Origin of the sequence: Pseudogulbenkiania ferrooxidans 2002 (assembly GCF_000174355.1) — a bacterium.
In the GTDB taxonomy this organism is placed as follows: Bacteria; Pseudomonadota; Gammaproteobacteria; order Burkholderiales; family Chromobacteriaceae; genus Pseudogulbenkiania; species Pseudogulbenkiania ferrooxidans.
The window spans coordinates 223,058-249,571 of record NZ_ACIS01000002.1 but is presented as its reverse complement, the minus strand read 5'-3'; the positions used below and the strand labels follow the sequence as shown (position 1 = coordinate 249,571).

The window sequence follows — 26,514 nt, the reverse complement described above, 5'->3', positions numbered from 1 at the left end:
TTCATTGTAGACGGGCATGAAAAAACCCGGAACCAGTCCGGGTTTTTTCTGGAACGCTTAGTCGCAGTAAGAATTACAGCGGCTGAATGTTCGAGGCTTGCTTGCCCTTCGGACCCATGGTCACGTCGAAGCTTACACGCTGGTTTTCGGCCAGGGTCTTGAAGCCATTGGCTTTGATCTGGGAGAAGTGAGCGAAGATATCGTCGCCGCCTTCGTCCGGGGTGATGAAGCCGAAGCCTTTGGAGTCATTGAACCACTTAACGGTACCAGTTGCCATGGTATTTCCCATCTATAAAAATAACAATGTGAACTAAGTGCATGAAAATCAAGGGAAATGGCGAACTGAGGTACGGACTTAGGCCACGACGACAACTACACATCTACGACTTGAAAATCTTGCGTGGAGGATAGTGCACCGAGTTGTCGCGCAAGGCAAGCGATTTCTGTGTGCTATCGGAAAATAGTTGCTGTACACGGCCATCCGGCTGCGCCCGCACTGGGCTGGCGGCGCGGCTGCCTTTTGTTATGCTGTGGCCCTTCCGTCCAGCCCTTGAGGATGATTTATGAAAGCCCTGTGGAAGCTGTTTGCTGTAACGCTTCTTGCTTTGTTCCTGGTTGCCTGCAGCAAGGTAACGCCGGCCAATTTCGAGAAAATTCAGGAGGATATGACCCGGCAGCAGGTGGTCGAGCTACTGGGAGAGCCTGCCGACGTCAGCAGTGCCAGCCTGTTGGGGTTCTCGGGCGGGACGGCGACCTGGCGTCACGGCAAGACCGTGATTACGGTGCGCTTCGTCAACGACAAGGTTGTCAGCAAACAAATCGATACGGCGGCCACGACGTCGGCGTACTAGCCCAGTTTCTCTTGCAGCTCGGCCAGCAGTTCGGGAGGCAGGTGCTGTTCCAACCATGGAAACAGTTCGCGTTCTTCGAAGCGCACGTGTGAGATCAGTGCTTCGGCCAGACTGGCAGGGTTGGTCGCAGGCTCCGCGGCCAGCGCGCGCAACTCCTGGTGCTCGGCCAGCAGGCGCGCGCTCGTTGCTTCGTCCAGGTGGGGTCGCAGCCAGGTTTCTTCGAGCTGGAAATGCTGTTCCAGCGGTGCGGCGTAATGCTGGCGGAAGTTCTCTATCAGCGCCTCGCATCCGGCTGCATCGGCGTCGGAACAGGCCCGGCGCAGGCGCTGGGCAAAGGACAGGTTGTGGTGATGCTCGTGCGAGAGCGGAACCAGCGCGGGGTGGCGTTTCATGCAGGCCTCTTTGCGGTTTTGCCGAGACGGACCAGTCCGATCATCAGGGCAAGGAATAGCAGCAGGGTGATGCCGTTGAGCAGGCTGCCTGCCTGGCGCCACTCGAAGCGGCCCAGCAGGTCGCCGGCAAGGCGCAGCAGCAGCGAGCCGTGCAGCAGTGCCAACGGCAGGTACAGTAGGGGGCGGTAGGGCACACGCCAGCCGGTCAGCGCCGGCAGGATGACCGGGGCATGGCCGAACACCATCGAGAACACGAAACCGACGAACAGGGTGTGAAGCACGGCGTCGTAGCCGGGGCCGGGTTGCAGCACCTGGCCGCCCAGCAGGAGCAGCCCGCTGACGGCAAGCCAGACGTAGCCCGCCAGCAGGCTGGCGGCGATGTAGCGCGGCAGGCCCTGCTGGCGCACGGTGCGCCGCGCCAAGTCGTAACGGGCCAGCCAGGCGGCCATGCCGACCAGGCTCAGCCCGACCAGCGGCAAGCCGGGAAGGCGTGGCGTCAGCGTGTTGGCCAGCATGCCCAGTAGCCACAGGATCAGCAGTCCGTTCAGCAACGGGGCGGCGTGGGGCGGGCGGCGCAGCAGGCGCGACAGTTCCAGCCGTTCGGCGACGATGGTCAGCAGCAGGAAGCCCTGCCACCAGCCGACGACGTCCCACACCGGCCACCCGGCCAGCCAGGCCAGGTTGCCCACCAGCCAGAGCAGGGCGGCGACGGCCAGGAGACGGGTGAAGTCGGCCGGCTGGATGCGCCAGATGACAAACGAGGCCGCCAGCAGCCCGGCGCTGGCGAGTGCAAAGCCGGCCGCGGCAAGCCACCACGGCCCACCCAGCAGCAAGAGGCCGCCGGAGCAGAAGGCGCAGAGCGGGGCGAGCAGAGCCCAGCGTCGGCGCAGGGCGACCGCTCGTTCCAGTGAAATCAGGGCGCCGAATACCCCGGAGACCATCAGGGGGCCGTGAAACAGGGGGGCTTCCGCCGGCAGGGCGGGCAGCATCATGCCAACGCGCGCCAGCCCTCCCAGCAGGGCCGCGGCCAGCAGTACCGGTACCAGCAACAATAGCCAGACCGGGCGCGGACTGGCTGCCATGCTCACGCGGTGCCCTCCCAGCCGAGGATGTAGCGCGCCTTGTCACTCATCCGCTCTGGCGTCCAGGCGGGTTCCCACACGAGTTCCACGGCAAGCTCGGCGCCCGGTACGAGGTGGTGCAGTTCGGCCAGGACGTCTTCTTCGATGATGGCGCCCATCGGGCAGGCCGGCGAGGTCATGGTCATGCGCACCGTCAGGCCGCGCTCGGTGCGTTCGATGCCGTAGATCAGCCCGAGGTCGACGATGTTGACCCCCATCTCGGGGTCGATCACCTCGCTCAGCGCGTTCAGCACGGCGGTGTCGTCAGGCAGGGACATGATGCTCTCCAGTGGGGTGGTTCATGCTATGGAGCGTAGTCCCTGGTGCCGCGAGTCTTCCATGAGCGCGCTCAAGTTTTTCCGTCCTGTCGGGATGGGTCAGTCCTGTGTCGCGCCGAAGTAGCCTTTCTCGGCGGCGGCATCGACCTGAGCCGCCACCCAGTCGCCGGCCAGCCGGCAACCGGCCTGCACCTTGCTGACGGCCTTGGCCATGACCTGCTCCTTGCGGATGCCGTTTTCGCGCCAGCTTTGCCCTTCGCGGTTGAGGTTGAGCAGCATCGGCATCAGCCGGTCCATGGCATTGGCGAAACGCGCTTCGGCGGTCTGGTTGGCTTCGAATTCCTGCCACAGCGCCAGCATCTCGAGGGCCTGGTCCGGCGGCAGCAGGCCGAAGATGCGCTTCGCGGCGATCAGTTCGGCGGCCTTGCGCTCGGCCTCGCCGCCTTCGGCGTAGACGATGGTGTCGCCGGTGTCGACTTCGCCGATGTCGTGCACCAGCAAGAGCCGGATAACCTTGTCGATGTCGAGCGGCTCATCGGCGTGCGGCTGCAGCGCCATGGCCAAGAGCGCGACCTGCCAGCTGTGTTCGGCGGAGTTTTCGTGGCGCTCCAGGGTGATCGGCTTGTTCTTGCGCAGCACGCCCTTGAGCTTGTCGATTTCCAGGATGAAGGCGATCTGGCGTTCCAGCTGGGTGTAGTCCGGGGTCATGGCGGGTACTTGGGTGTGTCAGGATGGAGTAATGATACAGGGCTTCCGGAGCGGGCTGAACCGTTGCCTTGCTGGGGTGTTATCCCTGGCCATGAACAGGGTGGCCGATTTCAATGCGGCGACATGCTTTGGCGGCAGCGGCCGAAGCCCCGTCTGTCGGGCTTCGGCCAACCTTGTCGTCAGGCGGGGACGGCGTCTTCCGCTTGGCTGGGCCTGGGGCTGGCGCGGAAGGTGCGCCGCTCGACGTGCGGGCTGGCCACCCGTCGCGCCTGGGTCAGCGGGGCGATGCCGCGCGCGGCCAACGTGGCGAGCAGGTCTTGCAGCACCGCCTCGCGGTTCAGCACGAAGGTGGAGGCGAAGCAGCGCCAGAACTGCCAGCCGGCGCGCTCCAGGATGCGCTGGCGGCGCATGTCGTCGGGCCATTGCGCGGCGCCGTGGTAGCGGTCGCCGTCGCACTCGATGGCGAGGCGGGTGTCGTTGTCGCCTTCCACCACCAAGTCGAGGCGGAATCCGCCGACCTTGACCTGCGGCGTGACCTTGTAGCCGCGCCCGGTCAGTTCGTCGTAGACCTCGGTTTCGAATGGCGATTCGCACAGCGTCCGCAGGTCGGTTACCTGTTGCTGGTCGAGCAGATAGGGGGTGTGGAAGTGCTCGATCAGCTTGCGGCGCAACTCGTCGGCCGGGCTCAGCTGGCTGATTTCGACGCTGCGCACCAGGTACATGCGGTCGCGGGCGCGCGAGGCGGCGACGTTGAAGCGCTGCGCGAAGCTGTCGCGCGTTACCGCGTGCGGCTTGCCGGACACCACCATGCTGAGGAACATGATGTCGCGCTCCTTGCCCTGGAAGGTGCGTGCGTCGCCGCAGGCGATGTCGTGGCGCGCCATCAGCGCCTCGCCCAGCTCCTCGCGGATCAGCTCCCATACCTTGATCGCCTGCTTGTCGCCCAGCAGCGACACCACGCCGATGGAGCGCCCGGCGGTGGCCGGGTCGGCGGCGAGGCGGCGGATTTCCTCGACGATGAAGGCGGCTTCGGCGCGGTTGCTGTTGTCGTTGCCGCAGTGGCCGTCTTCCACCAGCACGTCGATCAGCGGCGGGTCGAGCCGCTCGCTCGCGGTGGGCAGGCGCAGCGGCTTGAGCTCGTGGTGGTAGAACTCGCGCTTGGCGTACTCGATGATCGGGCCGACCGAGCGGAAGTGCTCCTTCAGCATCACCGCGCTGGCGGCGAAGGCGACCTTGAACAGGTCGTAGATCGAACGCTCCGGCGTCATCAGCGGGCGGTACAGCGCGACTTGATCGCCGAGGAAGCGCTGCATCAGCGTCAACACCTTGTCTTCTTCCAGTCCGACGCCCTCTGGCGAGACCTGCTTGTCGTCGCCCACCACCAGCACTTTCCTGGCGCGCAACAGCGCGGGCAGGGCGCTGAGGTCGGATTGCGAGGCCTCGTCGATGATCACCAGGTCGAAGCAGCCCAGCTCGGCCGGCAGCGATTCGGCGATGCGGTAGTGCGGCATGATCCAGCACGGAATTGCCGGGGTGGCCTTGGCCGCGGCGGCGCGGGCGTCGCGGCGGTAGCGTACGGCGCGCTTGCCGGTGCCCTTGCCGATCAGCCGGATGGCGGCGGAATAGAGGCCCAGCGCGCTGCGCACCTCGGGTGTGGCGTTGTCGGCGAGTTTGAGCCAGGTGCGCTGGGCGACCAACTCCTGGTAGCTGTGCGCCAGCTGTTTTTCCAGCTGGCGGCGTTCTTCGGCCAACGTCTTGAGGCGGGCGCGGGTGTCCAGTTGCTGCAGCGCGTGGCGCAGGCGCTTGGCCTGCCACAGCGCCGCCCAGTCCTGTGGCAGCAACGGGTCGGACTCGGCGCCGGCGGGCTGCTGGCAGAGCTGGCGCGCCCAGAGTGGAGCGCCGGACTGGGCGATGCGCGGCACCTCGGTGCGGACGGTGTCGAGCGCGGGGCGTAGGGTGTGCAGCGCGGCCAGTTGCCGGCAGAGGTCTTGCCATGTTTCAGACAGCGTGCCGGCGTCGAATTCCGGCGTGCCGAGCTGATCGGCCAGGGCGGCCAGTTGCTCCGCCCACGGCCCGCCGCTGTGGCGGCTCAGCGCCAGTAACTGTTCGCGCAGCGTGGCGGCGCCTTCGAGGCGCTGGCAGCTGAGGTGGTGCAGCAGGATGCGCTGGGCCTCGAGCAGGCGTGCCGGCTGCTCCAGCAGGGTCTCCGGCCAGGCCGCGTCGGGCAGGCTGTGGCGCAGGCGCGGCAGCACCTCGGTTTCCAGTTGCACCGCTTCGGCCATGCGCCGGATCAGCCGGCAGCGCTCGCGGGCCCGCTCCACCAGCAGCGGGTCGGTGCTGGCCAGGGTTTCGGCGCCGAACTCGGCCGCGATGGCGTTCCAGCGCAGCAGCAGGCGGCGCAGCGCCTGGCGATGCTGCAGGTGGGCCGCGACCTGGCCCCAGTCGGCGCTCGTCTGCGCCGGCTGGCCCAACACTTCGACCTGCGCCAGCCTCTTCTTGGCTTCCCCCTTGCCGAACCAGCCGGCCAGGCCGAAGGCGCTGCGGCCGGCGGCGAGCTGGCCGATGGCCTCGACCAGCTCGGCGTCCTGCTCCAGCCCGTCCGGCAGCATCACCGGGCGCTGCAGCAACTGTGGGCGGCGCGCCAGTTCCGCCTCGGCGGCGCTGTCCCACTCCTCCAGCAGACGCAACATCGCCGCGCAGGCCGGCAGGCGCAGCAGGTCGAGACAGGAGCGCGCCCACGGCGCCGCGGCGCTGGCGATTTCGACCTGCCGGGCGGACAAGTCGCGCAGGGCTTCGGCCAACCCTGCGGCTTGGTGTAGTGCGCCGTTGGCCAGCGTCGGCACGTCGCCGCTGGCGATCGCCTGCCGCAAGCGCACCGCCTGCAGCAAGTCCTGATGCGCCTTGTGCAGCGTTTCCATGGTGGGGAGTTCGGCCGGGTCGGGCAGGGCGTGCGGCAGGTAGGCGAGTGCCGCGCCAAGCTCGCGGCGTGCCGCGCGCAGCCGGATGATGGCGTCGTCGTCGAACTGCGGGCGGTGGCGTTCCTCGGCGGTGAGTTCGTCCGGCAGCGTCGCTAGCCGCTCGGACAGGGCGCCGATTTGCTCGGCGGCGCGCAGCGGATCGATCTGCTCGTCGTCCAGCGTCAGCGGCTGCAGGTTGCGCGCGGCGCACTGGTCGATCTCGCGGTCGACGCGCTGCAGGTTGCCGTGCAGGCGGTCGACGGTGTCTTCCAGGGCGGCAATCGAGCGCGCCAGCGCGGTGCGGTCGAGCGACTGGATTTCGCTGGCGATCTTGTTGACCGAATACTCGAAGCGCTTGGCTTCGTCGCGCTCGCCCGCCAGCAGGCTGATCGCCAGCGGGCGGATGGCGTCGGGCAGCTTCTCCTCCAGCACCTTGAGCGCCGGCTCCTTCATCGAGGTCACCAGCACGCGTTGGCCCTGGGCCAGGTAGTGACAGATGATGTTGGCGATGGTGTGGGTCTTGCCGGTGCCCGGCGGGCCTTGCACCACCACGCCATCGTGTAGTTCCAGCATCTGCACGATGCGCACCTGCTCGTCGTTGAACGGCTTGGGGAAGAACAGGTCGCGTGCTGTGCCATTGCCGTTGCTGCCGCTCACCGCGGACAGCCCGCGGAAGGCCGGCAGCGGGCGATCGAGGTGCTGGTTCGAGGGCTCGCTCAGAAGTTGGGCCAGCGCGGGGGGAAGGGGCTCGGGCGTTGGCGGCAGCGTGTCGCTGAAGCGTTGCAGGTCCTGCACCAGCAGGTTGGCGGTGCGCGGCCTGGCGAACACGGCCCAGCTGTCGACCAGCTGCAGTTGGCCGTCCGGGCTGGGGAGGGGGGCGGGAGCGGTGTCCGGGATGCGCGGCAGCAGGCGGGCGTCGGGGTCGAGGTGGGCGGCGGCGGCTTGTAGCAGGGGCTGGTAGCTGGCGCTGTCGAACGGCGAATACTCGTGCGTGGCGTTTTCCAGCCACAGGCGCGCCTGGCGTTCGAAATCGGCCAGGCCGGCCACGTCGAGCGCGTTCAGCGCGTCCGCTTCGAGGGCTGCGGGCAGGTCGCGCGGGCGCAGTTCCAGCGCCATGGTGCCGGAGTTCAGCGCCAGTTCGACCGGCCGGGTCAACAGCGGGTAGCACAAGCGCACCCCGTCCTTCAGCCAGACGGCGACGCCGCTGCCCCAGACGATCTCCAGCTGGTTGTCGGCGATCATGCCGTCCAGCGTCTGTTTCAGGCGGAACAGCTGGTTATAGAGCGCCATGGTTTTCTGGCGGCGCTGTTCTGCGTCGGCCCAGGTCTGCCACGGGCCGCTGCGGTAGGCCTCGAACAAGGCTTCGACGCGTGCGCGGTCGGAGAAGTCGGACAGCGCCACGTCGCGTGCCGGCTCGGCCAGTTCGCCGCGGACGTAGCCCAATGCTTCCAGCGCCGCGAAGGGGATCGCCGGGGCCAGGGCCGGTGGCTTGATCGCTCCCTTGTGGGGTGTGGCCGACGGCTCCAGCCAGCATTGCAGCAAGGGGGCTTCCGGCTGGGGCATGGGCAGCGGCTGCAGGCGTTCGACGGCAAGCCAGACTTCCTCGCCCTCGTCGTCCTCGCGGTTCAGCGAGATGCCCGGCAGTTGGTGCAGTTCGGCTTCCAGGGCGAGAAAGTCGCCGTGTTTGGCAAGATCGGTGACTGGAGCTGCGTGCAGGCGGGCGGTGTGCTGGACAAACTGGATCAGGGCGGCAAGGCGTTGCAGGACGGTCATAGGGTGGGTGTGGCGTATTTATGCAATGGGTTTGGTTATTGGTATAAAAACAATCTATGCCGCATTGTAGCGCGAAGCCCCCGACCTTTTATACGCAGGTAATCGGTCCCTGGCAGGCAATGGCTTCAGGGCAGGCGCGCGGCCACAGGCAGTGACAGCGGCGGGGTGGAAAAAATCCGTTGTATGGTCGGTTTGGCGGGAAATGTCAGGTCAGCGGCCGGCTGCGCCACTGGGCCAGGTCGGCCGGGATGCCCAGGTCGCGCGGATCGCCGAACGGCGGCCAGGACGAACTGCCCTCGGCCAGTGCTCGCGCGGCGTCTTCCGGCGTGGGGTAGGCGCCGAGCGCCTCGCCGTCGTGCATGATGTGGTAGCGCCCGTCGAGTGGAACGATGTCGAAGGGGCCGTATTGGGTGTCGAAGGTCCAGCATTTCATGATCGCGCCCTCCTTTACAGTCTGAATGGTAGTCGATAAAAGAGGGCGGTCGGGGAGGACTGGGTCGGCCAGAGCCTCCCCGGCGGGTGCGACTCAGTGGCTGCGCGCCAGGATCAGGCGCAGGCCGAGGGCGACGAAGATGCTGCCGGCCAGCCGGTCGAGCCACTTGCTCATGCTGGGCTTGCGCTGCAGCCACTGGCCGACGTGGCCGGAAAAATAACCCAGCAGCCCGAACAAGACCGCCGCCTGCAGCGTGAAGATCAGCCCCAGCACCAGCGTCTGCCAACCCGCCATGCCGCGGCCGGTATCGACGAACTGAGGCAGGAAGGCGAGGAAGAACAGCACCACCTTGGGGTTGATGGCGTTGGCCAGCAGTCCCTTGGCAAACATCGTGCGCGCCGGGTTGGCCGAACCCTGGCCGGACGTACCGGGCCGGAAACTGGCGCCGGGGCTGCGCAGTGCCTGCACGCCGAGGTAGACCAGATACGCTCCGCCGCCGACCTTGAGGGCGGTGAAGGCGAGCGGCGAGGCGGCGATCAGCGCACTGATACCCACGGCGGCGAGCAGGGTGTGGCTGATGCAGCCCAGCGCGCAGCCCAGGCCGAAGGCAATGCCCTGTTTCTTGCCACGTGCAATGCCGAGGCTCAGCACCATCAAATTATCCGGGCCGGGGGAAAGCGTGATGAGAATCGCGGCCATGGTGAAGCCGGCCAGTTGTTCGGGCGTGAGCAGCATGTCGGAGTCCTTTGATCGGGGCGATGAACCGTTACCATCATCGGTTGCCAGCCGGAAGCTGGCAAGCGGAGGCGACCGCCCGGTCACAAGGGTGACTTTTCGTGGCGCAGGCACTAGAATTTTGGCCTCGAATGTACGAGGTAAAACCGTCTATGCCGTCTTTTGATATCGTCTCCGAAGTGAATGTGGTGGAAGTGCGCAACGCCGTGGATCAGTCCACAAGAGTCTCCACCCGTACGACTTCAAGGGCAGCGACGCCCGCATCGAATCGCCGACAAGGTGCTGACCCTGATGAACCGTTACCATCATCGGTTGCCAGCCGGAAGGCTGCAAGCGGAGGCGACCGCCCAGTCACAAGTGCCATTTTGAGTTGGGCAGGCACTAGAATTTGGGCTTGGAATGTTTGAGGTACAACCGTCTATGCCATCTTCAGATATCGTGTCCGAAGTGAACGTGGTGGACGTGCCAATTGCACTGGATCAGTCCAACAAGGAGGTCTCCGCCGGTTACGAGTTCAATGGCAGCGACGCCCGCATTGAATCCGCCGACAAGGTGCTGACCCTGTAGGCCGAAGGCAATGCCCTGTTTCTTGCCACGTGCAATGCCGAGGCTCAGCACCATCAAATTATCCGGGCCGGGGGAAAGCGTGATGAGAATCGCGGCCATGGTGAAGCCGGCCAGTTGTTCGGGCGTGAGCAGCATGTCGGAGTCCTTTGATCGGGGCGATGAACCGTTACCATCATCGGTTGCCAGCCGGAAGCTGGCAAGCGGAGGCGACCGCCCGGTCACAAGGGTGACTTTTCGTGGCGCAGGCACTAGAATTTTGGCCTCGAATGTACGAGGTAAAACCGTCTATGCCGTCTTTTGATATCGTCTCCGAAGTGAATGTGGTGGAAGTGCGCAACGCCGTGGATCAGTCCAACAAGGAGGTCTCCACCCGTTACGACTTCAAGGGCAGCGACGCCCGCATCGAATCCGCCGACAAGGTGCTGACCCTGTTCGCCGACGCCGAATTCCAGCTGGATCAGGTCAAGGACATCCTGCTGGGCAAGCTGGCCAAGCGCGGGGTGGATGTGCGCTGTCTCGATCACGGCAAGATCGAGAAGGTCAGCGGCAACAAGATCAAGCAGGCGATCACCGTCAAGGAAGGTATCGAGGGTGACTTGGCGAAGAAGATCGTCAGGCTGATCAAGGACTCCAAGCTCAAGGTGCAGGCCAGCATCCAGGGCGACGCGGTGCGCGTCAGCGGCGCCAAGCGCGATATCCTGCAGGAAGTGATCGCGCTGATGCGCAAGGAAGTCACCGACTTCCCGCTGCAGTTCAACAACTTCCGCGACTGAGCCGGGACGAGCTGCAACGGAAAAGGCACCGCGAGGTGCCTTTTTTGCGTCTTCGGCCAACCTTTACAGCTTGATCAGCGTGCTCTTCAGCTCGGTGTACTTCTCCAGTGCGTGCAGGCTCTTGTCGCGACCGTTGCCGGACTGTTTGAAGCCGCCAAACGGCAGGTTCATGTCGCCGCCCTCGTCGTAGCAGTTGACCCAGACCGTGCCGGCACGCAGCGAGCGCGACACCTGGTGCGCCGTGCTGACGTTGGCGGTCCATACCGCGGCCGCCAGACCGTATTCGGTATCGTTGGCGATGCGCACCGCCTCGTCGATCGAATCGAAGGTGATCACCGACAGTACCGGCCCGAAGATTTCTTCGCGGCAGATGGTCAGGTCAGGGTGCGGACAATCGAACGCGGTCGGCTCGATGAAATAGCCCTTGCCGGCTACCTGTGTCGCCTGGCCGCCGCAGATCAGGGTGGCGCCTTCGCCCTGACCCTGATCGATGTAGGACAGCACCTTGTCGAACTGGGTCCGGTCGACGATCGCCCCCATGCCGGCGGCCGGATCGAGCGGGTCTGTCGGATAGTAGCCCTGGGCCGCCTTCCTGAACGCTTCCAGAAAGCGCTCCTTGATGCTGCGCTGGACCAGCACGCGCGAGCCGGCGGTGCACATCTCGCCCATGTTGTAGTAGATGGCGCCGGCGGCGGTGCGCGCGGCGCGGGCGAGGTCGGGGCAGTCTTCCAGGATGATGTTGGGCGACTTGCCGCCCAGCTCCAGCCAGACGCGCTTGAGGTTGGACTGCGCGGCGTAGCCGGCGATCAGCTTGCCGACGGCGGTCGAGCCGGTGAAGGCGATGCAGTCCACCCCCATGTGCAGCGCCAACAGCTTGCCCACGTCGCCGGCGCCGGGCAGGACCTGGAAGATGCCGTCGGGAATGCCCGCCTGTTTGGCCAGCCCGGCCAGCCGGATGGCCGTCAATGGTGATTTCTCGGACGGTTTGACGATCACTGCATTGCCGGCGGCCAGTGCCGGGGCGAACTTCCAGCTCGCCATCAGGATCGGAAAATTCCACGGCACCACCGCGGCCACCACGCCGACCGGTTCGCGCGTGACCAGGCCGACCAGCTTGGGGTCGATCGGCGCCACTTCGCCGCCCACCTTGTCGATGGCCTCGGCGAACCACTCCACGCAATACGCAGCCCCCGGCACGTCCACCGTGATGGAGTCGCCGATCGGCTTGCCCATGTCGAGGGTTTCCAGCAGCGCCAGTTCGTCGCGGTGCTGGCGGATCAACGCAGCGAAACGTTTGAGTATCTTGCCGCGCTTCAGCGGCGGCAACCCGGACCAGACACCGGATTCGAAGGCTCGGCGGGCCGCCGCGACGGCGGTGTCGACATCGGCGGCGGCAGACCACGCCACCTCGGCGAGCTTGTCGCCGGTGGCCGGGTTGATGCAATCAAAGGTGCGGCTGTCGTGGGCGTTGGCATACTCGCCATCGATGAAGAGCCGGCCTTCGATGGTGAGCGTCGCGGCCAGCTGCTGCCATTCGGCGTGGGTGCGAGACATGGACTTCTCCGGGGTGAGGGATGGCGTCGCCGTCGCCCTCGGGCGGGCCGCGCGCTCAGAAGGTGGACGGCGAACTTGCGCTGACGATCTCGCACGGCTCGGCGGCGACATTGCGGAATCGGTGGGGTTGTTGGCTATCGAAGTAATAGGCGTCGCCGGGGTTGAGGATGCGGCTGACGCCGTTCACCGTCAATTCGATCGAGCCGCTGATGATGACGCCGCCTTCCTGGCCTTCGTGGATCAGCATGTCCGGGCCGGTATCGGCGCCCGGCTCGTAGAATTCGCGCAGAATTTGCAGGTCGCGGCGCTCGTGCGACGCACCGACCAGAAACAGCTGCACCTTTTCGTTGCCGAGGTTGGGCAATTCGTCGGCGTTGTAGAACACCTTGTGTTCGGGCTCGGCGTCGAAGGTGAAGAAGTCCGACAATGTCATCGGCAAACCTTCCAGTACCTTTTTCAGCGAGCTGACGGAAGGGCTGACACGGTTCTGTTCGATGAGGGAAATCGTTCCGTTGGTCACGCCGGCGCGCTTGGCCAGCTCACGTTGTGAGAGCCCGAAGCGGGCTCGTACCATTCTCAGGCGGGCGCCTATGTCCATCGTTCCTGTCGCATCCCAATAAATACGTTAATAATTTTAGACGATTCGTGATAAGAATTTTGACCGCACACACGGCGCCTGCTGCGCCGCAAAACCGGTTTTCTTTGCGGGAATGAGAGTTTATAGTCAGAATCAAATATATATAGCAAGTCGAATGTGGATTTTCTTAAACGCTTTTGACGCCTGAAAGCCACACCCGAACACTATGGAGGTTGATATGTTAATCGGCGTTCCGAAAGAGATCAAAAATCATGAGTACCGTGTTGGTCTGACACCCTCCGGGGTGCGCGAGCTGGTGGCGCACGGGCACAAGGTGCTGGTGCAGTCCCGTGCCGGTCTGGGGGTGGGCTACACCGATGAGCAGTACATCCAATCCGGCGCCTCGATCGCGTCGAACGCCGAGGGCGTGTTCGAAACCGCCGACATGATCGTCAAGGTCAAGGAACCGCAACCGGTCGAATGCCGGCTGCTGCGCTCCGGCCAGGTACTGTTCACCTATCTGCACCTGGCGCCGGACCCGGAACAGACCAAGCTGCTGCTGGAGTCGGACGTGGTGGCCATCGCCTACGAGACGGTCACCGACGAGCGCGGAGGGCTGCCTCTGCTGGCGCCGATGTCGGAAGTGGCCGGCCGCATGGCGATCCAGGCTGGAGCCCACGCGCTGGAGAAGGCGCAGGGCGGGCGTGGCATGTTGCTGGGTGGCGTGCCTGGGGTGGCGCCGGCCAAGGTGGTGGTGCTGGGGGGCGGGGTGGTGGGGCTCAACGCTGCCCGCATGGCGATGGGGCTGGGGGCCGATGTCACGCTGCTCGACAAGTCGCTCAACCGCCTGAAAGAGATCGACATGGTGTTTGGTGGCAAGATCAAGACCTTGATGTCCGATACCGCCACCATCGAAGAGATGATCAAGGAGGCCGATCTGGTGGTGGGGGCGGTGTTGGTTCCGGGCGCCGCGGCGCCGAAGTTGGTGACGCGGCGCATGTTGAAGATCATGAAGGCGGGGGCGGTGCTGGTGGATGTGGCCATCGACCAAGGTGGCTGTTTCGAAACCAGCCGCCCCACCACGCATCAGAGCCCGACTTACGAAGTGGACGGCATCGTGCATTACTGCGTGGCGAACATGCCGGGCGGGGTGGCGCGGACGTCCACCCAGGCGCTGACCAATGCCACGCTGCCGTTCATGCTGGAGCTGGCCAACAAGGGCTGGGTGCAGGCGCTGCTGGACAATCCGCATCTGCGCAACGGCCTCAACGTGTGCCGCGGCAAGGTGACGCACCGCGCCGTGGCAGCCGGGCTGGGGTATGAATACGTGGACCCGTTCGAGGCGATCAAGGCGGCGTCCTGAAAGATGAGGTGAGTCATGCGGCGACCGATCATCGGCATCCCTTGCGATGTCAAACGGATCGGCTTGTTACCGTTCCATGCAGTGGCTGAGAAGTATGCCGAGGCAGTATCGGGTGGCGTCGGCGGCGTGCCGCTGCTGATTCCGGCGCTGGGTAGCCGCAGCCACGTTCGAGAAATCCTGGACACGTTCGATGGCATTCTGCTGACGGGCTCGCTGTCCAATATCGAGCCCCATCATTATGGAGGGGAGCCGAGCCGGCCTGGGTCACCGCACGATCCGCAGCGCGATGCCACCACGCTGCCGCTGATCGACTTACTGCTACAGGAGGGTATTCCACTCCTGGGCATCTGCCGCGGCTTCCAGGAAATCAACGTGGCTTTGGGCGGCGAACTGTTCCAGCACCTGCAGGAGGAGCCGGGCTTCGCCGATCATCGTGAGCCCGAGACCGACGATCTGGACGAGATGTACGGATCAGCCCATGCCGTGCACTTCACCGAAGGCAGCCTATTGCGGCAGTGGCTGGGTTGCGATTCTATTGAGGTGAACTCGCTGCACCAGCAGGGCATCAAGCGTTTGGCCCAGCGGCTCGAGGCCGAGGCTGTGGCCGACGACGGTCTGATCGAGGCCTACCGCGTGCGTGACGCGCGCACTTTCTCTTACGCCGTGCAATGGCACCCCGAATGGAAATATCATGACAATGCGATCTCGGTCGCGATTTTCAACGCTTTCGGTGCCGCTTGCCGGGAGCGGGTAGCTGCACGCGCCAAGGCGTGAGCGGGCTTCGGACCCGTTGTGAGACAGAGCCATCGATGGCCAAGGATCTATAGAGGTAGGGGTAGTAAAATGGAAAACCAGATTTTTGAGTGGTTGCGCGAGCATCGCATCACCGAGATGGAATGCATTGTCCCCGACTTTACCGGGGTCGCACGCGGCAAGATCGTGCCGAAAGACAAGTTCGCCGTGGAGCCGGAAATGCGTCTGCCGGAGGCGGTGCTGATCCAGACCGTCACCGGTGATTACCCGGACGACAGCATGATGGACCTGACCGACCCGGACATGGTGCTGAGGCCCGATGAGAATACCCTGCGCCACGTGCCGTGGGCGGTCGATCCGACCGCGCAGCTGATCTACGACGCCTACCGTTCCGACGGCACGCCGGTGGACGTGGCGCCGCGCAACGTCCTGAAGCACGTACTCGATCTGTTCGACGAGCTGGGGCTGGAGCCGGTGGTGGCGCCGGAGATGGAGTTCTACCTGCTGTCGCCCAACCCTGACCCGGACATCCCGCTGGCTCCGCCCATCGGTCGCACCGGCCGTGCTGAGTTCGGCCGCCGCTCCTACGCCATCGACGCGGTCAACGAGTTCGATCCGCTGTTCGAGGATATCTACGACTACTGTCATGCGCAGGAACTCGAGGTGGACACGCTGATCCACGAGGTTGGCACGGCGCAGATGGAAATCAACTTCCTGCATGGCAACCCGCTGGAGCTGGCCGATCAGGTGTTCCTGTTCAAGCGCACCGTGCGCGAGGCGGCGTTCCGTCACAATATGTACGCCACTTTCATGGCCAAGCCGATGGAGAACGAACCGGGCAGCGCCATGCACATCCATCAGAGCCTGAAGGATAAAAAGACCGGCCAGAACGTGTTTTCTAACGAGGACGGTACGCCGTCGGAGCTATTTTTCCACTTTATCGGCGGGCTGCAGAAGTACGTGCCACAGGTGATGCCGCTGTTCGCGCCCTACGTGAATTCGTTCCGCCGTCTGTCGCGCTACACCGCGGCACCGACCAACGTCGAGTGGGGCTACGACAACCGTACCGTTGGCCTGCGCGTACCGCATTCCTCGCCCAAGGCGCGCCGCGTGGAAAACCGCGTGCCCGGCGTCGATGCCAACCCCTACATCGCCATGGCGGCCACATTGGCCTGCGGCTACCTCGGCATTGTCAACAAGATCCAGCCAATGGAGCCGCGCCAGACCGACGCTTACGAGCTGCCGTACCAGTTCCCGCATTCTTCGGAGGAGTCGCTGGTGGCGTTGCGCAACTGTCACGAAATCGCTGAGGTGCTGGGCCATCGCTTCGTCAAGATGTACCTGGCGATGAAGGAAAAGGAATATGCCGAGTACTTCCGCGTGATCAGCCCGTGGGAGCGCAAGTTCCTACTGCTGCACGTGTAGCGAGCACAACGAGTTGGCCAAGTCTTCGGCCAACGTTGGGCCGGCGTGAACGGCCGGCGCCACCGCATTGGGAGGAATCCTATGCAGAGCGAACGTACCACCGAGCAATGGCGCGCGCTGGACGCAGCGCATCACCTGCACCCGTTCACCGACACCGAGTCGCTGAACCAGCAGGGCGCCCGCGTGATCACCAAAGCCGACGGCGTGTTTCTGTGGGATTCGGACGGCAACAAGATCCTCGACGGCATGGCCGGCCTGTGGTGCGTCAACATCGGCTATGGGCGCAAGGATTTGTCCGAGGTGGCCAGGCGCCAGATGGACGAGCTGGCCTACTACAACACCTTTTTTAAGACCACTCACCCGGCCGTGGTGGAGCTGTCGCACTTGCTGTCACAGGTTGCGCCTGAAGGATTCAGCCACATCTTCTACACCAACTCCGGCTCCGAGTCGGTCGACACCATGATCCGCATGGTGCGCCGTTACTGGGACGTCAAGGGCAAGCCCGGGAAGAAGACCCTGATCGGGCGCTGGAACGGCTACCACGGCTCGACTATCGGCGGAGCCAGCTTGGGCGGCATGAGCTATATGCACGAGCAGGGCGATCTGCCGATCCCAGGCATCGTGCATGTGGAGCAGCCGTGGTGGTACCGGTACGGCCAGGGCATGTCGCCGGAGGAATTCGGTGTGGTGGCGGCGCGCTGGGTGGAAGAGAAAATTCTGGAAGTGGGCCCGGACAAGGTGGCGGCCTTCGTCGGCGAGCCGATCCAGGGCGCCGGCGGGGTGATCATTCCGCCGTCGACCTATTGGCCGGAAGTCGAGCGCATTTGCCGCCGGTACGACGTGCTGCTGGTGGCCGACGAGGTGATCTGCGGTTTCGGCCGCACCGGCGAATGGTTCGGCCACCAGTTGTTTGGCTTTCACCCGGACCTGTTTACCGCCGCCAAGGGCTTGTCGTCCGGCTACCTGCCGATCGGCGCGGTATTCGTCGGCGACAAGGTGGCGCAAGGGTTGGCCGAAGGCGGCGATTTCAACCATGGTTTCACCTATTCGGGTCATCCGGTCGCGGCGGCTGTGGCGCACGCCAACGTCAAGGCGTTGCGCGACGAGGGCATCATCGACCGCGTCAAACACGACACCGGTCCCTATATGCAGCAGCGCTGGCGCGAGGCGTTCGGCGGCTTCGCCCACGTCGACGACGTGCGTGGCGTCGGCCTGATCCAGGCCTTCACGCTGGTGAAGGACAAGGCCACCCACGAGCTGTTTCCCAACTGGGGCGAGGTGGGCACGATCTGCCGCGACATCTTCTTCCGCCACAACCTGATCATGCGCGCCTGCGGCGACCACATGGTGGCGGCGCCGCCGCTGGTGATCAGCAAGGCCGAGATCGATCAGCTGATCGACACGGCGGTGCAGTGTGTCACCGAGTGCGAGGCGGTGCTGCACCAGCGCGGACTGGTCTGACCAAGGTGTTGGGATGAGGAAGGCGTGCCGCCACGGGATGTTGTTGCACGTGAAGGGGTGGCGAGCTTAACGTCACCGGCAGGGAAGGTTAGGCGGCTACGAAAAAAGGGAAAGCACATCGGGTGCTTTCCCTTTTTTTGACTGACACATCGGAGGCACCTCCGATGTCGCGGCTAAACCCCCTCCACGTTGTTCTGTGCGTCGCTTTCCTTGAGCACCTCCTGCGCCCAGACCACGGCATCCAGGTAGATGCCGGTGACTTGCTCCAGGCTGACGCGCTGCGATTCGCCGAGGCGGGCGATGGCCTCGTTGTCATCCTGTTCGCAGGCCAGCACCAGCTGCAAGGGTTCGGCAAACAGGCCTTTCCCTCTCAGCAGGGCATCCGCAATCATCATCGGCAGATCGAGCGGCGCCAGCGCCTCGGCCAGCGTGGTGTTCAACAAGGTGCCGAGCAGCGAGAACATGCCCGTCAGGAACAAGTGCTCGGCCTCCAGCTTGTTGCCGTGTGCCAACCCCAGCTCTTCCATGAAGCGGGCGCGGATCAGCGACTTTTCCATCAGCGTCAGTGCCGCGCCGCTGTCGCTTTCCGCCGTGAACAGCATCAGTGACAGCCACTTGAACAAGTTGCCCCGGCCCAGCAGCATGATGCCTTCCTCGATGGTCTGCACCTTGCGGTTCAGGCCGTTTACCGGGGAATTGATGTAGCGCATCAATTTGAACAGCAACAACGAATCCAGCTTGAACTGTGCTTCGATCTCCTCGATCGGCGCGTTGGCGCGCAGCAAACGCATGACTTCCAGCACGCGCCCTTGGTTGGCACCTTCGTTTTTGCTGGTGTTTCTGGGCTGGGCCACGTTCAAGTAGGAACCATGGAAAAGCACGAAGTGCTGGCTGCCGGGAGAATGGAGGCAAAGGTCCAGCTCTTCGGCAGAGTTGATGTTGCGCCCCAGCCATCGAACGTGAGGAAACCGCTGCGGCAACTTTTCCAGCAGGGGGAAAAGCATGCGCGCGTTGGGCGCGGCAAAGTCCAGCACCAGGTAGTCCATGCGCTGGTAAAGGGCCAAGGCCGCGGGCTGGCTGCCGACACCGGCCGGTTCCACGGCAAAACGCAGGCCAGCCTGGCGCAGGGCGTCCAGTCTGGACATCAGCGCCTCGTCCAAGGCATCGCCTTGCCGCATGCCCAGAATGAAAATGCAGCTGTCTGCGGGCAGGTCCGGTGACGGCAGGTCGTCCAGCGAGGCCAGCGACAAATGAATGAACGCGCGCCGGTAGGCCAGCAGCCGGAACACGTTCATGTTGCGGAGGGTGGTGAGCAGCAGCCGGTCGAAGGCGCGCTTGTGAGCTGCGGTTTTGGTGCTGTCCTGGCTGCCCTTGACGATGAATTCATAGGCGACAACGCGCTGGTCCTTGTCCTGCACCGGATGGTGCGAGACGAAACCCAGCGTTTGCACGTGATGGAGCGGGGCCGGGGCGTGGGCCCCATCCAGAATACGGGCGGGAGGCGCAGTGGGTGATGTGCTTGCCGGCCCTGGTTCGATGCCAGGGGCTGATTGCTTATCCTTGCCAAGCAGGCCGCCAAACAGTTGCTTCAGCATTTGGCATTCTCCAATGCGTCATTTATTACCGACTTTTACAATAATGTCATCGCTGTATCAAGTATTTCGGTTGAAAATACAAAGCAATCGTCAACCTGTCTGATCGGGGCCTTAGGCGGGTGGGGCTGACGAACCCGTTTCGGGTGGTGGTGGCCGTGTTGAATGCGGGCCCCGCCTCGTCGCCTTTGCATCAACGAGGTCGGGGAATGACACTCCTGTTGGTGTGATGTCTGCCCCGTGCGGACGGCGCGACCCCGGTGCGCGATCTGGCACGCCACCGCGGGGCGACCGCCAGGTAAGGTCGTGCGTCGCGGCGCCGGGGTGCGCGCTGCGCAGCATTCCCGTTGGCGATATCTGCCCGAATTTCTTCACGCCTTTGTCTTGCCTCGGCGAGTCCAATGCCCGGATAATTGCCGACCGGAAGGGTGTCCAGTTTCTTATCATGGGTGCTGATACGACACCCGCCAGACGTAAACAATGAAGCAAAGCCGTGCCCAAGAAAGCCGGGTTTCATCTTCATCATCACAGGACGTGACGCATGTTTGTCGGAATCGGGTATGTCGTAATCCTTCTCTCGGTGCTCGGGGGCTTTGTCATGGCCGGGGGGCATCTGGCCGCCTTGCTGCAGCCGCTGGAAGTCCTGATGATTGGTGGCGCGGCCATCGGCGCCTTCGTGGTGGCCAACGGCGGCACCCCACTCAAGGCTACGCTGGCTGCCTTGCCGACCCTGTTCAAGGGCTCGTCTTACACCAAGGCCTTCTACATGGAGCTGTTCGCGCTGCTCTTTGAAATCCTCGCCAAGGTGCGCAAGGAAGGGCTGATGTCGGTCGAAGCCGATGTCGACAATCCGGAATCCAGCCCGGTGTTTTCCAAGTACCCGGCTGTTCTGCACGATCACCACGTGGTCGAATTCATCTGCGATTACCTGCGATTGATGGTGGGCGGCAACCTCAACGCCTTCGAGATCGAAAACCTGATGGACGTAGAAATCGAAACCCACCACCACGAGGGGGAGGTTCCGGTCAATGCCATGAAAGGTCTGGCCGACGGCATGCCGGCATTCGGTATCGTGGCCGCGGTGATGGGGGTGGTGCACACCATGGAATCGGTCGGCATCCCGCCCTCCGAGCTGGGCATGCTGATCGCCCACGCTCTGGTCGGTACCTTCCTCGGTATCCTGCTGGCCTATGGCTTCGTCGGCCCGCTGGCCACCATCCTGGAGCACAAGCTGGCCGACGGCACCCGCGTCTTCCAGACCATCAAGGTGACCCTGCTCGCCAGCCTCAACGGCTACGCGCCGCAGGTGTCGGTGGAATTCGGCCGCAAGGTCCTGGCCTCGCACGACCGTCCGTCGTTCAAGGAACTCGAAGACCACGTCAAGCAAGCCAAGAACAAGTAAGCCACCCGGAGTGACCACGCATGGCTGACGAATCGCAACGCCCCATCATCGTCAAACGCATCAAGAAGGGTGGCCATGGCCACCACGGGGGGGCATGGAAGATCGCCTATGCCGACTTCGTGACCGCCATGATGGCGTTCTTCCTGTTGATGTGGCTGTTGGGCTCGGTGTCGCAGGGCACGCTGCAGGGCATCGCCGAATACTTCCGCACCCCGCTCAAGGTGGCGCTGGCAGGAGGGCAGGGCTCAGGCGACGCTACCTCGATGATCAAGGGCGGGGGTACCGATCTCACGCGCCAGGCCGGACAGGTCAAGCGGGCGAGAGAGGAAGAAATCCAGCAGGAAAAGACCCGGCTGGCGAAACTGCAGAAGAAGATCGAGAGCAACATCGAGCAGAGCGCGGTGCTCAAGGCCTACAAGAATCAGCTGCAACTGGAAATGACCCCGGAAGGGCTGCGCATCCAAATCGTCGACGAGCAGAACCGTCCGATGTTCGACTCCGGCAGCGCCAACCTGCTGCCGCATACCCGAACCATCCTGCAGGAACTGGGCAAGGAGCTCAACGGCGTCGCCAACCGGCTCAGCATCTCCGGGCATACCGACGCCAAACCGTTTGGCGGTGCCCAGCACGGTTACAGCAACTGGGAGCTGTCGGCCGACCGCGCCAATGCCGCGCGCCGCGAACTGCTGGCTGGCGGCCTGATGCACGACAAAATCCTGCGCGTGGTTGGCCTTGCCGCGGCCAACCCGCTCATCCGCAGCAACGTGTTCAGCCCTGAGAACCGCCGCATCGCCATCGTGGTGCTCAACAAGGAGGCGGAAGCCTCGATCCTTGGCAACGGCTTGAAGCCGGACGCCGAAGCGGCTCCGGCACCCGCGGCTCCGCCCGCACTGCCCGCACTGCCCGCCGCGGCTGGGGCAGGCCATTGAGTCGAGCCGTATTCGTCGCTTTGTTGCGGCATGGCTTGTTGCAACTGGCCGCCGCGCTCGGCGCCTGGTTCCTGATCGCTCCGGCACTGCAGCCGCTGGCCTGGTCGGTGTTGCAAGGGCTCCTGGCGGCGGCACTGGCGGCCTTGCTGCGCTTGCGTCGTGGCAGTTGGCTGGCACATGGCCTGTTTGCCCCCGCCGTCGTGTACTGTTACCAGCTGGCACTGCCGGCGTGGGCCTATCTGCTGGCCTTGCTGTTGACCTTCGCCATCGGGCGAAATGCCTGGCTGGAGCGTGTGCCGTTCTACCGCTCCTCGCCGCGGGTGGTGGAGCGGTTGGCCGAAGCCTTGCCGGAGCAGGCCCGTTTGCTCGAAGCCGGCTGCGGCGATGCCAAGCTGGCCTTGCAACTGGCGGAGCGCCGTCCCGATCTACAGATCGCGGCGCTGGAAACCGCCTGGGCGGCCTGGGCACTGGCGTGGCTGCGCTGGTGTCTGGCGGGGCGTCCTGCTAATGTGCGTATTGCCTGTCGCAGCCTCTGGCTCGAGCCCCTGTCCGAATACGATGCCGTCTATGCCTTTCTCTCGCCGCAACCGATGCCCAGGCTGTGGCGTAAATTCGTGACGGAAGGACAGCCGGGTTCTCTGCTGCTGAGCAATACCTTTACCGTGCCCGGCGTGGAGCCAGAACGCTCCCTCGCCCTGGGCGGCCCGCTGCAAAAACAACTCTTGATCTGGCGCCACCCACATGGAACTCGCTAACTGGCTACAGTCTATCGCCGACCGGCGCTGGCCCATCCTGCCCGGTACGCTGGATGAGGTGCAGCTCGCCTGCGCCCGCCACGCCGAGCTGATCAATCTTTCAGACCTGTCCAATATTTGCCTCTCCGACCCCTTGCTGTTGTTCGACGTGCTGCGGGCGGTCGGGTCCTCTTCGGTACTACGTGAAAACGAAGCCGCGCCGACCGTGGAGCAGGCGATGATGCTGATGGGGCTGGAGCGTGTAACGCGACGCTTGTCCCAGGCGACGGCGCTGCGAGCGCAGGAAGGCAAGCTCGACGACGAGGTGATCGAGGTCGTGGCCGACTGGCTGGGGCGCAGCCGGGTGGCGGCCTACCTGATCAAGGACTGGTTGTCGCTGAGCGGGGAGCACAAGGTCGAGGATTGCTTTGTCGCCGCCTTGCTGTACAACCTGCCGGCCTGTTTCTTTCTGCTCTATCGCAATCAGCTCCCTGACCAGCCGCTGTTGCAGGCGGTGTCGGGGTACTTCGGGGTGGACTACCCCAAGTTGCTGGAACGTTTCGTCGAGGCTACCGGCCTGCCGCCGGGACTGGTGGCGCTGTTGGGCAGCGGCAGTGCGCCCTCGTCGCGCAAACAACTGCTGAAACTGGCCGTGGCGACCGCCAACGCGATCGAATCGGGCTGGTGGCGCTCGCCGTGGACGACCGGGATCGAAGTGGCGGCACGACAGATGCGGGTCAGCTATGACGATGCCTATCGCTGCGTGCTCAGCGCCGCCGAGAATGTGGCAAGAAAGCCGCGGGCACCGGCCTATACCTACCCGATACGCGAGCTGCTGATGCTGCCGGGTGACTACCCGCCACGGGCGCATCTGACCGCCACTGCCGTGTTGAGCGATGCCGCGCAGCTCGAGCAACTGATGCGCGAATCGATCCGCCATCTGGCCAACGACCTGCGCTTCGCACGCATCCTGTTCCTGCGCTACGAGCCGTCCGAGCATGCTCTGCGGCTACGCTACCAGGTGGGACTGGCAGAGACGTCACCGCTGCGGCAACTGGCGGTGGGCCTGGAGCCGGGCTCCTTTTTCGCCTTGCTCACCAGCAAGCCGCAAAGCTTTCATGCGCCGGCGCACGTGAGCGCCCAGTTAGGGGCGAAATATCAGGACCCGTTCTTCGAGCATATCGGCGACGGCGAATTTGCCGTGATGACGCTCTATGCCGGCCACACCCTGAGCGGCGTGTTTTACGTCGACAACGGCAACAGTGGGCGAGCCATCGACCCTGATACTTACCTTCGTTTCAAGGATCTCGTGACCCGTTTCACGCGTCACCTCTGACCATTCTCCATGCCGCACCCATACCGTTCCCTTACCTCGCCTCATAACGACACCCTCAAACACCTGGCACGGCTGGTCCAGTTTGCCCGCGACCGGCGCAAGGACGACGTGATCGTGCTCGAGGGCATCCATCTGCTCGAGGCGGCGCTGGAGCAGGGCATTGTCCCGGCACAGTGCTTCATCAACGAGGCCGCGCTGGGGCGTGCCGAGGTCTCGGTGCTGCTCGCCCGCCTGCCGCAGACGCTGTCGCCGCTGGTGGTGCCGGAGGCCTTGCTGGGCAAACTGACCTCGCTGTCGAGTGCTCCCGAGCTGATCGCCGTCTGCCCGCGGCCGCACCCGCCACGCCGTAGCGGCAGCTGCCTGTTGCTGGAAGACATTCAGGACCCGGGCAATATGGGGACGATTCTGCGTTCGGCGGCGGCCTCCGGGGTTATGGAGGTGTTCCTCTCCAAAGGCTGTGCCGACGTGTTTTCTCCCAAGGTGCTGCGCGCCGGCATGGGGGCGCATTTCGTGCTCAACCTGCACGAGGCGGCGGACCTGGCGGAGGTGCTGGGCGGGTTTGCCGGGCGCAAGCTGGTCACTCACCTGGAAGGCAGCCAGTCGTTGTATGCACAGGATCTGCGCGGCGACGTGGCGTTCGTGTTCGGCAACGAGGGCGCGGGTGTTTCTGCGGGGCTGCTGCAACTGGCAGACTGTCGCGTACGGATTCCGATGCCGGGCCATGCCGAGTCACTGAATGTGGCGATGGCGGCCACCATCTGCCTGTTCGAACGGGTGCGACAACTCGACGCCAGCGCTGCCTGAGCGGCCGGGGTGGTTCGTCGGCGACCGAAAGGGCGCCTCGACCTGTTATTCCAAATCTTTTTGGCCTTGCCCTTCCTCTGGGGGATTGGCTTCTGCGCTTCCGTTCTTGCTCGGCACACCTTGGGACGACAGCAGGTCGCTCAGGGTGGCACGGTCCACCACTTCCTTTTCCAACAGCAGCGTTGCCAAGGCTTCCAGGCTGGCGCGGTTGGTGTGTAGCGTGCGCTCGACACGCGCATGGGCCTCTGCCAGCAGCTTTCTCATTTCGTCGTCGATCGCCTGGGCGGTACGTTCGCTATAGGGTAGATGAGGCTGTGACGTAGGTAGGTCGAGATAGGCTCCGGGGTGGGATTCATCGAAGGTGGCAAGCCCGAGCGACTCGCTCATGCCGTACTGCGTGATCATGTGCCGGGCCATGTCGGTCGCGCGCTGCAAGTCATTCTGTGCTCCGGTGGAGACGTCACCGAAGATGAGCTCCTCCGCCACTCGCCCTCCCAGCAGCACGTCGATGCGATCCAGCAGTTCGCTCTTTTTGAGCAGATACCGGTCTTCCGTTGGAATCTGCTGGGTGTAGCCCAAGGCGGCGATGCCGCGGGGAATGATGGAAATTTTGCCGACTCTGTCGGCATTCGGTCGCATTTCCGCCACCAGCGCATGCCCGGCTTCGTGGTAGGCGACGGTCTCTTTCTCCTTGGGGTTCATGATCCGGTTCTTCTTCTCCAGTCCTCCCACTATCCGGTCGATCGCCTTGTCGAAGTCGGCCATGTCGACGGCGTCTTTTTCCTCGCGGGCCGCGTGCAATGCCGCTTCATTCACCAGGTTCGCCAGGTCGGCGCCGGCGAAGCCGGGGGTGCGGGCGGCGATGGTGGCGAGTTCGACGTCCGGGGCAAGCCTGACTTCTTTGCAATGGACCTGGAGGATTTTCTCGCGGCCCGTCAAGTCGGGACGGTCGATCGCCACGTGGCGGTCGAAGCGCCCGGGGCGCAGCAGCGCCGGATCGAGAATTTCCGGCCGGTTGGTGGCCGCCAGGATGATGACGCCCTTGTTGGTATCGAAGCCGTCCATTTGCACCAACAGCTGATTGAGCGTCTGCTCCCGCTCGTCGTTGCCGCTGATGCCGCTGATCCCCCGGGCTTTGCCTAGCGCGTCGAGCTCGTCGATAAAAATGATGCAGGGTGCCTTTTCCTCGGCTTGCTCGAATAGGTCGCGCACTCTGGCGGCGCCGACGCCGACGAACATCTCCACGAACTCGGATCCGCTGATGGAAAAGAACGGAACGCCGGCTTCCCCCGCCACCGCTTTGGCCAGCAGCGTTTTGCCCGTGCCCGGCGCCCCGACGATCAATACCCCTTTGGGTATCTTTCCGCCCAGGCGGCGATAGCGCTCTGGTGCCTTCAGGAATTCCACCACCTGCATGAGTTCGTCCTTCGCCTCGTCGATGCCTGCCACATCGTCGAAGGTGACGCCGGTTTCCCTTGCCATGTAAACCTTGGCCTTGCTTTTGCCAACCGCCATGAGGCCGCCGGTACCACCCATGCGCTTCATGGCAAATAGCCAGATCGACACAAAGATCAGCGCGGGCAATACCCAGGACAGGATGGACGCGAGCCACTTGTTGTCGGCCTGTCCGGTGAAGCGGACTTTGGCTTTCTCGAGCTCTTGCACCAGCGTCGGGTCACTCACGCGCAAAGTGGTAAAGGGCTGGTCGCCGGTGCCGAGTTGCTTGATCTTGTCGACGGTTTCTTTGGCGACCAGCCCTTCCAGGCCGTTGCTGGCCAAGGTGCCTGAGATGGCTTGCTCGTTGACGGTGAGGTCTTTCACCTTGCCTGCCGTCAGCAGCGTCTTGAATTCGCTATAGGACAGGGTGGTTACGCGCTCCTGGAGAAAGAAGTTCTGGACCAGCAGCAGCACCCAAAATGCGATGATGAAATACCAGACGGAAAATTGCTGTTTCTGCTCCATGCCTTCACCTTGAACCTTGGGCACGTCCCTGTTC

General features: G+C 64.1%; 25 protein-coding genes. 13 read left to right on the top strand and 12 right to left on the bottom strand.

All coding sequences use genetic code 11. The features are described 5' to 3' along the window. Window positions 1-73: 73 nt before the first annotated feature. Entirely contained in the window at window positions 74-277 is a 204-nt protein-coding gene (locus tag FURADRAFT_RS03870; RefSeq protein ID WP_008952804.1) for a cold-shock protein, read from the bottom strand. A gap of 286 nt (window positions 278-563) precedes the next feature. Between FURADRAFT_RS03870 and bamE the strand changes: the two genes are divergently transcribed. Next, a complete protein-coding gene (gene bamE, locus FURADRAFT_RS03865; RefSeq protein ID WP_008952803.1) occupies window positions 564-851 on the top strand; it encodes an outer membrane protein assembly factor BamE domain-containing protein in 288 nt (95 codons plus the stop codon). Here bamE and FURADRAFT_RS03860 read toward each other — a convergent pair. The 7 genes from FURADRAFT_RS03860 to FURADRAFT_RS03830 form a co-directional block, all read right to left on the bottom strand. After that, the gene (locus FURADRAFT_RS03860; protein WP_008952802.1) at window positions 848-1,243 is read right to left on the bottom strand and encodes a hemerythrin domain-containing protein; all 396 of its coding nucleotides are present in this window, start codon (window positions 1,241-1,243) and stop codon (window positions 848-850) included. The two genes, bamE and FURADRAFT_RS03860, sit on opposite strands and share 4 nt — an antisense overlap. After that, window positions 1,240-2,325 (bottom strand): hypothetical protein, encoded by a 1,086-nt coding sequence (locus FURADRAFT_RS03855; RefSeq protein ID WP_040652352.1) that lies wholly within the window; start codon window positions 2,323-2,325, stop codon window positions 1,240-1,242. Before FURADRAFT_RS03855 ends, FURADRAFT_RS03860 begins: the two co-directional genes overlap by 4 nt. 2 nt (window positions 2,326-2,327) lie before the next feature. Then, entirely contained in the window at window positions 2,328-2,642 is a 315-nt protein-coding gene (locus FURADRAFT_RS03850; RefSeq protein WP_008952800.1) for a metal-sulfur cluster assembly factor, read from the bottom strand. Between the two features lie 99 nt (window positions 2,643-2,741). Beyond that, window positions 2,742-3,350, bottom strand: a complete 609-nt coding sequence (locus tag FURADRAFT_RS03845; protein WP_008952799.1) for an HD domain-containing protein — start codon at window positions 3,348-3,350, stop codon at window positions 2,742-2,744. Window positions 3,351-3,529: 179 nt separating this feature from the next. Beyond that, a complete protein-coding gene (locus tag FURADRAFT_RS03840; protein ID WP_008952798.1) occupies window positions 3,530-8,080 on the bottom strand; it encodes an AAA domain-containing protein in 4,551 nt (1,516 codons plus the stop codon). Window positions 8,081-8,285: 205 nt separating this feature from the next. Continuing rightward, a complete protein-coding gene (locus tag FURADRAFT_RS03835) occupies window positions 8,286-8,513 on the bottom strand; it encodes a hypothetical protein (protein WP_008952797.1) in 228 nt (75 codons plus the stop codon). 93 nt (window positions 8,514-8,606) lie between these two features. Beyond that, window positions 8,607-9,248, bottom strand: coding sequence for a LysE family translocator (locus tag FURADRAFT_RS03830; RefSeq protein WP_008952796.1), 642 nt, complete (start codon window positions 9,246-9,248; stop codon window positions 8,607-8,609). A gap of 131 nt (window positions 9,249-9,379) precedes the next feature. Here FURADRAFT_RS03830 and FURADRAFT_RS21345 point away from each other — a divergent pair, with 131 nt between their 5' ends. The 3 genes from FURADRAFT_RS21345 to FURADRAFT_RS03820 all read left to right on the top strand — a co-directional run bounded on the left by FURADRAFT_RS21345 (window position 9,380) and on the right by FURADRAFT_RS03820 (window position 10,588). Continuing rightward, window positions 9,380-9,655 carry a DUF520 family protein gene (locus FURADRAFT_RS21345; protein ID WP_408003235.1) on the top strand — a complete coding sequence of 92 codons (276 nt, stop codon included), beginning with the start codon at window positions 9,380-9,382 and terminating at the stop codon, window positions 9,653-9,655. Beyond that, window positions 9,648-9,815, top strand: a complete 168-nt coding sequence (locus FURADRAFT_RS20030; protein ID WP_081455933.1) for a DUF520 family protein — start codon at window positions 9,648-9,650, stop codon at window positions 9,813-9,815. The genes FURADRAFT_RS21345 and FURADRAFT_RS20030 overlap by 8 nt, the downstream gene beginning before the upstream one ends. A gap of 287 nt (window positions 9,816-10,102) precedes the next feature. Next, window positions 10,103-10,588, top strand: a complete 486-nt coding sequence (locus FURADRAFT_RS03820; protein WP_008952794.1) for a YajQ family cyclic di-GMP-binding protein — start codon at window positions 10,103-10,105, stop codon at window positions 10,586-10,588. Between the two features lie 63 nt (window positions 10,589-10,651). Here the strand turns inward: FURADRAFT_RS03820 and FURADRAFT_RS03815 are convergent, their stop codons facing one another. Continuing rightward, the gene (locus tag FURADRAFT_RS03815; RefSeq protein ID WP_008952793.1) at window positions 10,652-12,142 is read right to left on the bottom strand and encodes an aldehyde dehydrogenase; all 1,491 of its coding nucleotides are present in this window, start codon (window positions 12,140-12,142) and stop codon (window positions 10,652-10,654) included. A gap of 55 nt (window positions 12,143-12,197) precedes the next feature. Further along, window positions 12,198-12,740 (bottom strand): cupin domain-containing protein, encoded by a 543-nt coding sequence (locus FURADRAFT_RS03810; protein ID WP_008952792.1) that lies wholly within the window; start codon window positions 12,738-12,740, stop codon window positions 12,198-12,200. Between the two features lie 217 nt (window positions 12,741-12,957). On the opposite strand from FURADRAFT_RS03810, the gene ald reads away from it, so the two are divergent. From ald to FURADRAFT_RS03790, 4 genes are all read left to right on the top strand, one after another. Then, complete coding sequence (gene ald / locus FURADRAFT_RS03805; RefSeq protein ID WP_008952791.1) at window positions 12,958-14,082, top strand: alanine dehydrogenase; 1,125 nt, start codon at window positions 12,958-12,960, stop codon at window positions 14,080-14,082. A 15-nt stretch (window positions 14,083-14,097) separates the two neighbouring features. Further along, a complete protein-coding gene (locus FURADRAFT_RS03800; protein ID WP_008952790.1) occupies window positions 14,098-14,856 on the top strand; it encodes a gamma-glutamyl-gamma-aminobutyrate hydrolase family protein in 759 nt (252 codons plus the stop codon). Between the two features lie 69 nt (window positions 14,857-14,925). Continuing rightward, window positions 14,926-16,260, top strand: coding sequence for a glutamine synthetase family protein (locus FURADRAFT_RS03795; protein ID WP_008952789.1), 1,335 nt, complete (start codon window positions 14,926-14,928; stop codon window positions 16,258-16,260). 81 nt (window positions 16,261-16,341) lie between these two features. Then, a complete protein-coding gene (locus FURADRAFT_RS03790) occupies window positions 16,342-17,721 on the top strand; it encodes an aspartate aminotransferase family protein (RefSeq protein WP_008952788.1) in 1,380 nt (459 codons plus the stop codon). 173 nt (window positions 17,722-17,894) lie between these two features. Here FURADRAFT_RS03790 and FURADRAFT_RS03785 read toward each other — a convergent pair whose 3' ends face one another. Continuing rightward, window positions 17,895-19,316 (bottom strand): EAL and HDOD domain-containing protein, encoded by a 1,422-nt coding sequence (locus tag FURADRAFT_RS03785; RefSeq protein ID WP_008952787.1) that lies wholly within the window; start codon window positions 19,314-19,316, stop codon window positions 17,895-17,897. A gap of 538 nt (window positions 19,317-19,854) precedes the next feature. Between FURADRAFT_RS03785 and motA the strand changes: the two genes are divergently transcribed. The 5 genes from motA to FURADRAFT_RS03760 are packed head-to-tail and all read left to right on the top strand — an operon-like array spanning window position 19,855 to window position 24,518. Then, window positions 19,855-20,715: a flagellar motor stator protein MotA gene (gene motA, locus FURADRAFT_RS03780; protein ID WP_008952786.1), complete on the top strand. Its 861-nt coding sequence runs from the start codon at window positions 19,855-19,857 to the stop codon at window positions 20,713-20,715. Between the two features lie 20 nt (window positions 20,716-20,735). Continuing rightward, window positions 20,736-21,644, top strand: a complete 909-nt coding sequence (motB, locus tag FURADRAFT_RS03775) for a flagellar motor protein MotB (RefSeq protein WP_008952785.1) — start codon at window positions 20,736-20,738, stop codon at window positions 21,642-21,644. Then, window positions 21,641-22,399, top strand: a complete 759-nt coding sequence (locus tag FURADRAFT_RS03770; protein ID WP_008952784.1) for a methyltransferase domain-containing protein — start codon at window positions 21,641-21,643, stop codon at window positions 22,397-22,399. Before motB ends, FURADRAFT_RS03770 begins: the two co-directional genes overlap by 4 nt. After that, window positions 22,386-23,714 (top strand): HDOD domain-containing protein, encoded by a 1,329-nt coding sequence (locus tag FURADRAFT_RS03765; RefSeq protein ID WP_008952783.1) that lies wholly within the window; start codon window positions 22,386-22,388, stop codon window positions 23,712-23,714. The genes FURADRAFT_RS03770 and FURADRAFT_RS03765 overlap by 14 nt, the downstream gene beginning before the upstream one ends. A 9-nt stretch (window positions 23,715-23,723) precedes the next feature. After that, window positions 23,724-24,518, top strand: a complete 795-nt coding sequence (locus tag FURADRAFT_RS03760) for a TrmH family RNA methyltransferase (protein WP_008952782.1) — start codon at window positions 23,724-23,726, stop codon at window positions 24,516-24,518. A gap of 45 nt (window positions 24,519-24,563) precedes the next feature. On the opposite strand, the gene ftsH is transcribed toward FURADRAFT_RS03760, so the two are convergent. Then, window positions 24,564-26,480: an ATP-dependent zinc metalloprotease FtsH gene (ftsH, locus tag FURADRAFT_RS03755; protein WP_040652349.1), complete on the bottom strand. Its 1,917-nt coding sequence runs from the start codon at window positions 26,478-26,480 to the stop codon at window positions 24,564-24,566. Window positions 26,481-26,514 lie beyond the last annotated feature (34 nt).

Excerpts from the sequence above, each read along its gene's own strand:
- FURADRAFT_RS03760 (WP_008952782.1), top strand. The coding sequence starts at position 23,724 with ATGCCGCACCCATACCGTTCCCTTACCTCGCCTCATAACGACACCCTC.
- FURADRAFT_RS03840 (WP_008952798.1), bottom strand. The coding sequence starts at position 8,080 with ATGACCGTCCTGCAACGCCTTGCCGCCCTGATCCAGTTTGTCCAGCAC.
- FURADRAFT_RS03800 (WP_008952790.1), top strand. The coding sequence starts at position 14,098 with ATGCGGCGACCGATCATCGGCATCCCTTGCGATGTCAAACGGATCGGC.
- FURADRAFT_RS03765 (WP_008952783.1), top strand. The coding sequence starts at position 22,386 with ATGGAACTCGCTAACTGGCTACAGTCTATCGCCGACCGGCGCTGGCCC.
- FURADRAFT_RS03810 (WP_008952792.1), bottom strand. The coding sequence starts at position 12,740 with ATGGACATAGGCGCCCGCCTGAGAATGGTACGAGCCCGCTTCGGGCTC.
- FURADRAFT_RS03830 (WP_008952796.1), bottom strand. The coding sequence starts at position 9,248 with ATGCTGCTCACGCCCGAACAACTGGCCGGCTTCACCATGGCCGCGATT.
- FURADRAFT_RS03820 (WP_008952794.1), top strand. The coding sequence starts at position 10,103 with ATGCCGTCTTTTGATATCGTCTCCGAAGTGAATGTGGTGGAAGTGCGC.
- FURADRAFT_RS03795 (WP_008952789.1), top strand. The coding sequence starts at position 14,926 with ATGGAAAACCAGATTTTTGAGTGGTTGCGCGAGCATCGCATCACCGAG.
- ftsH (WP_040652349.1), bottom strand. The coding sequence starts at position 26,480 with ATGGAGCAGAAACAGCAATTTTCCGTCTGGTATTTCATCATCGCATTT.
- FURADRAFT_RS03850 (WP_008952800.1), bottom strand. The coding sequence starts at position 2,642 with ATGTCCCTGCCTGACGACACCGCCGTGCTGAACGCGCTGAGCGAGGTG.
- FURADRAFT_RS03790 (WP_008952788.1), top strand. The coding sequence starts at position 16,342 with ATGCAGAGCGAACGTACCACCGAGCAATGGCGCGCGCTGGACGCAGCG.
- FURADRAFT_RS20030 (WP_081455933.1), top strand. The coding sequence starts at position 9,648 with ATGTTTGAGGTACAACCGTCTATGCCATCTTCAGATATCGTGTCCGAA.
- motB (WP_008952785.1), top strand. The coding sequence starts at position 20,736 with ATGGCTGACGAATCGCAACGCCCCATCATCGTCAAACGCATCAAGAAG.
- FURADRAFT_RS03815 (WP_008952793.1), bottom strand. The coding sequence starts at position 12,142 with ATGTCTCGCACCCACGCCGAATGGCAGCAGCTGGCCGCGACGCTCACC.
- FURADRAFT_RS03835 (WP_008952797.1), bottom strand. The coding sequence starts at position 8,513 with ATGAAATGCTGGACCTTCGACACCCAATACGGCCCCTTCGACATCGTT.
- FURADRAFT_RS03870 (WP_008952804.1), bottom strand. The coding sequence starts at position 277 with ATGGCAACTGGTACCGTTAAGTGGTTCAATGACTCCAAAGGCTTCGGC.
- ald (WP_008952791.1), top strand. The coding sequence starts at position 12,958 with ATGTTAATCGGCGTTCCGAAAGAGATCAAAAATCATGAGTACCGTGTT.
- FURADRAFT_RS03860 (WP_008952802.1), bottom strand. The coding sequence starts at position 1,243 with ATGAAACGCCACCCCGCGCTGGTTCCGCTCTCGCACGAGCATCACCAC.
- FURADRAFT_RS03855 (WP_040652352.1), bottom strand. The coding sequence starts at position 2,325 with ATGGCAGCCAGTCCGCGCCCGGTCTGGCTATTGTTGCTGGTACCGGTA.
- FURADRAFT_RS03845 (WP_008952799.1), bottom strand. The coding sequence starts at position 3,350 with ATGACCCCGGACTACACCCAGCTGGAACGCCAGATCGCCTTCATCCTG.
- bamE (WP_008952803.1), top strand. The coding sequence starts at position 564 with ATGAAAGCCCTGTGGAAGCTGTTTGCTGTAACGCTTCTTGCTTTGTTC.
- FURADRAFT_RS21345 (WP_408003235.1), top strand. The coding sequence starts at position 9,380 with ATGTACGAGGTAAAACCGTCTATGCCGTCTTTTGATATCGTCTCCGAA.
- FURADRAFT_RS03785 (WP_008952787.1), bottom strand. The coding sequence starts at position 19,316 with ATGCTGAAGCAACTGTTTGGCGGCCTGCTTGGCAAGGATAAGCAATCA.
- motA (WP_008952786.1), top strand. The coding sequence starts at position 19,855 with ATGTTTGTCGGAATCGGGTATGTCGTAATCCTTCTCTCGGTGCTCGGG.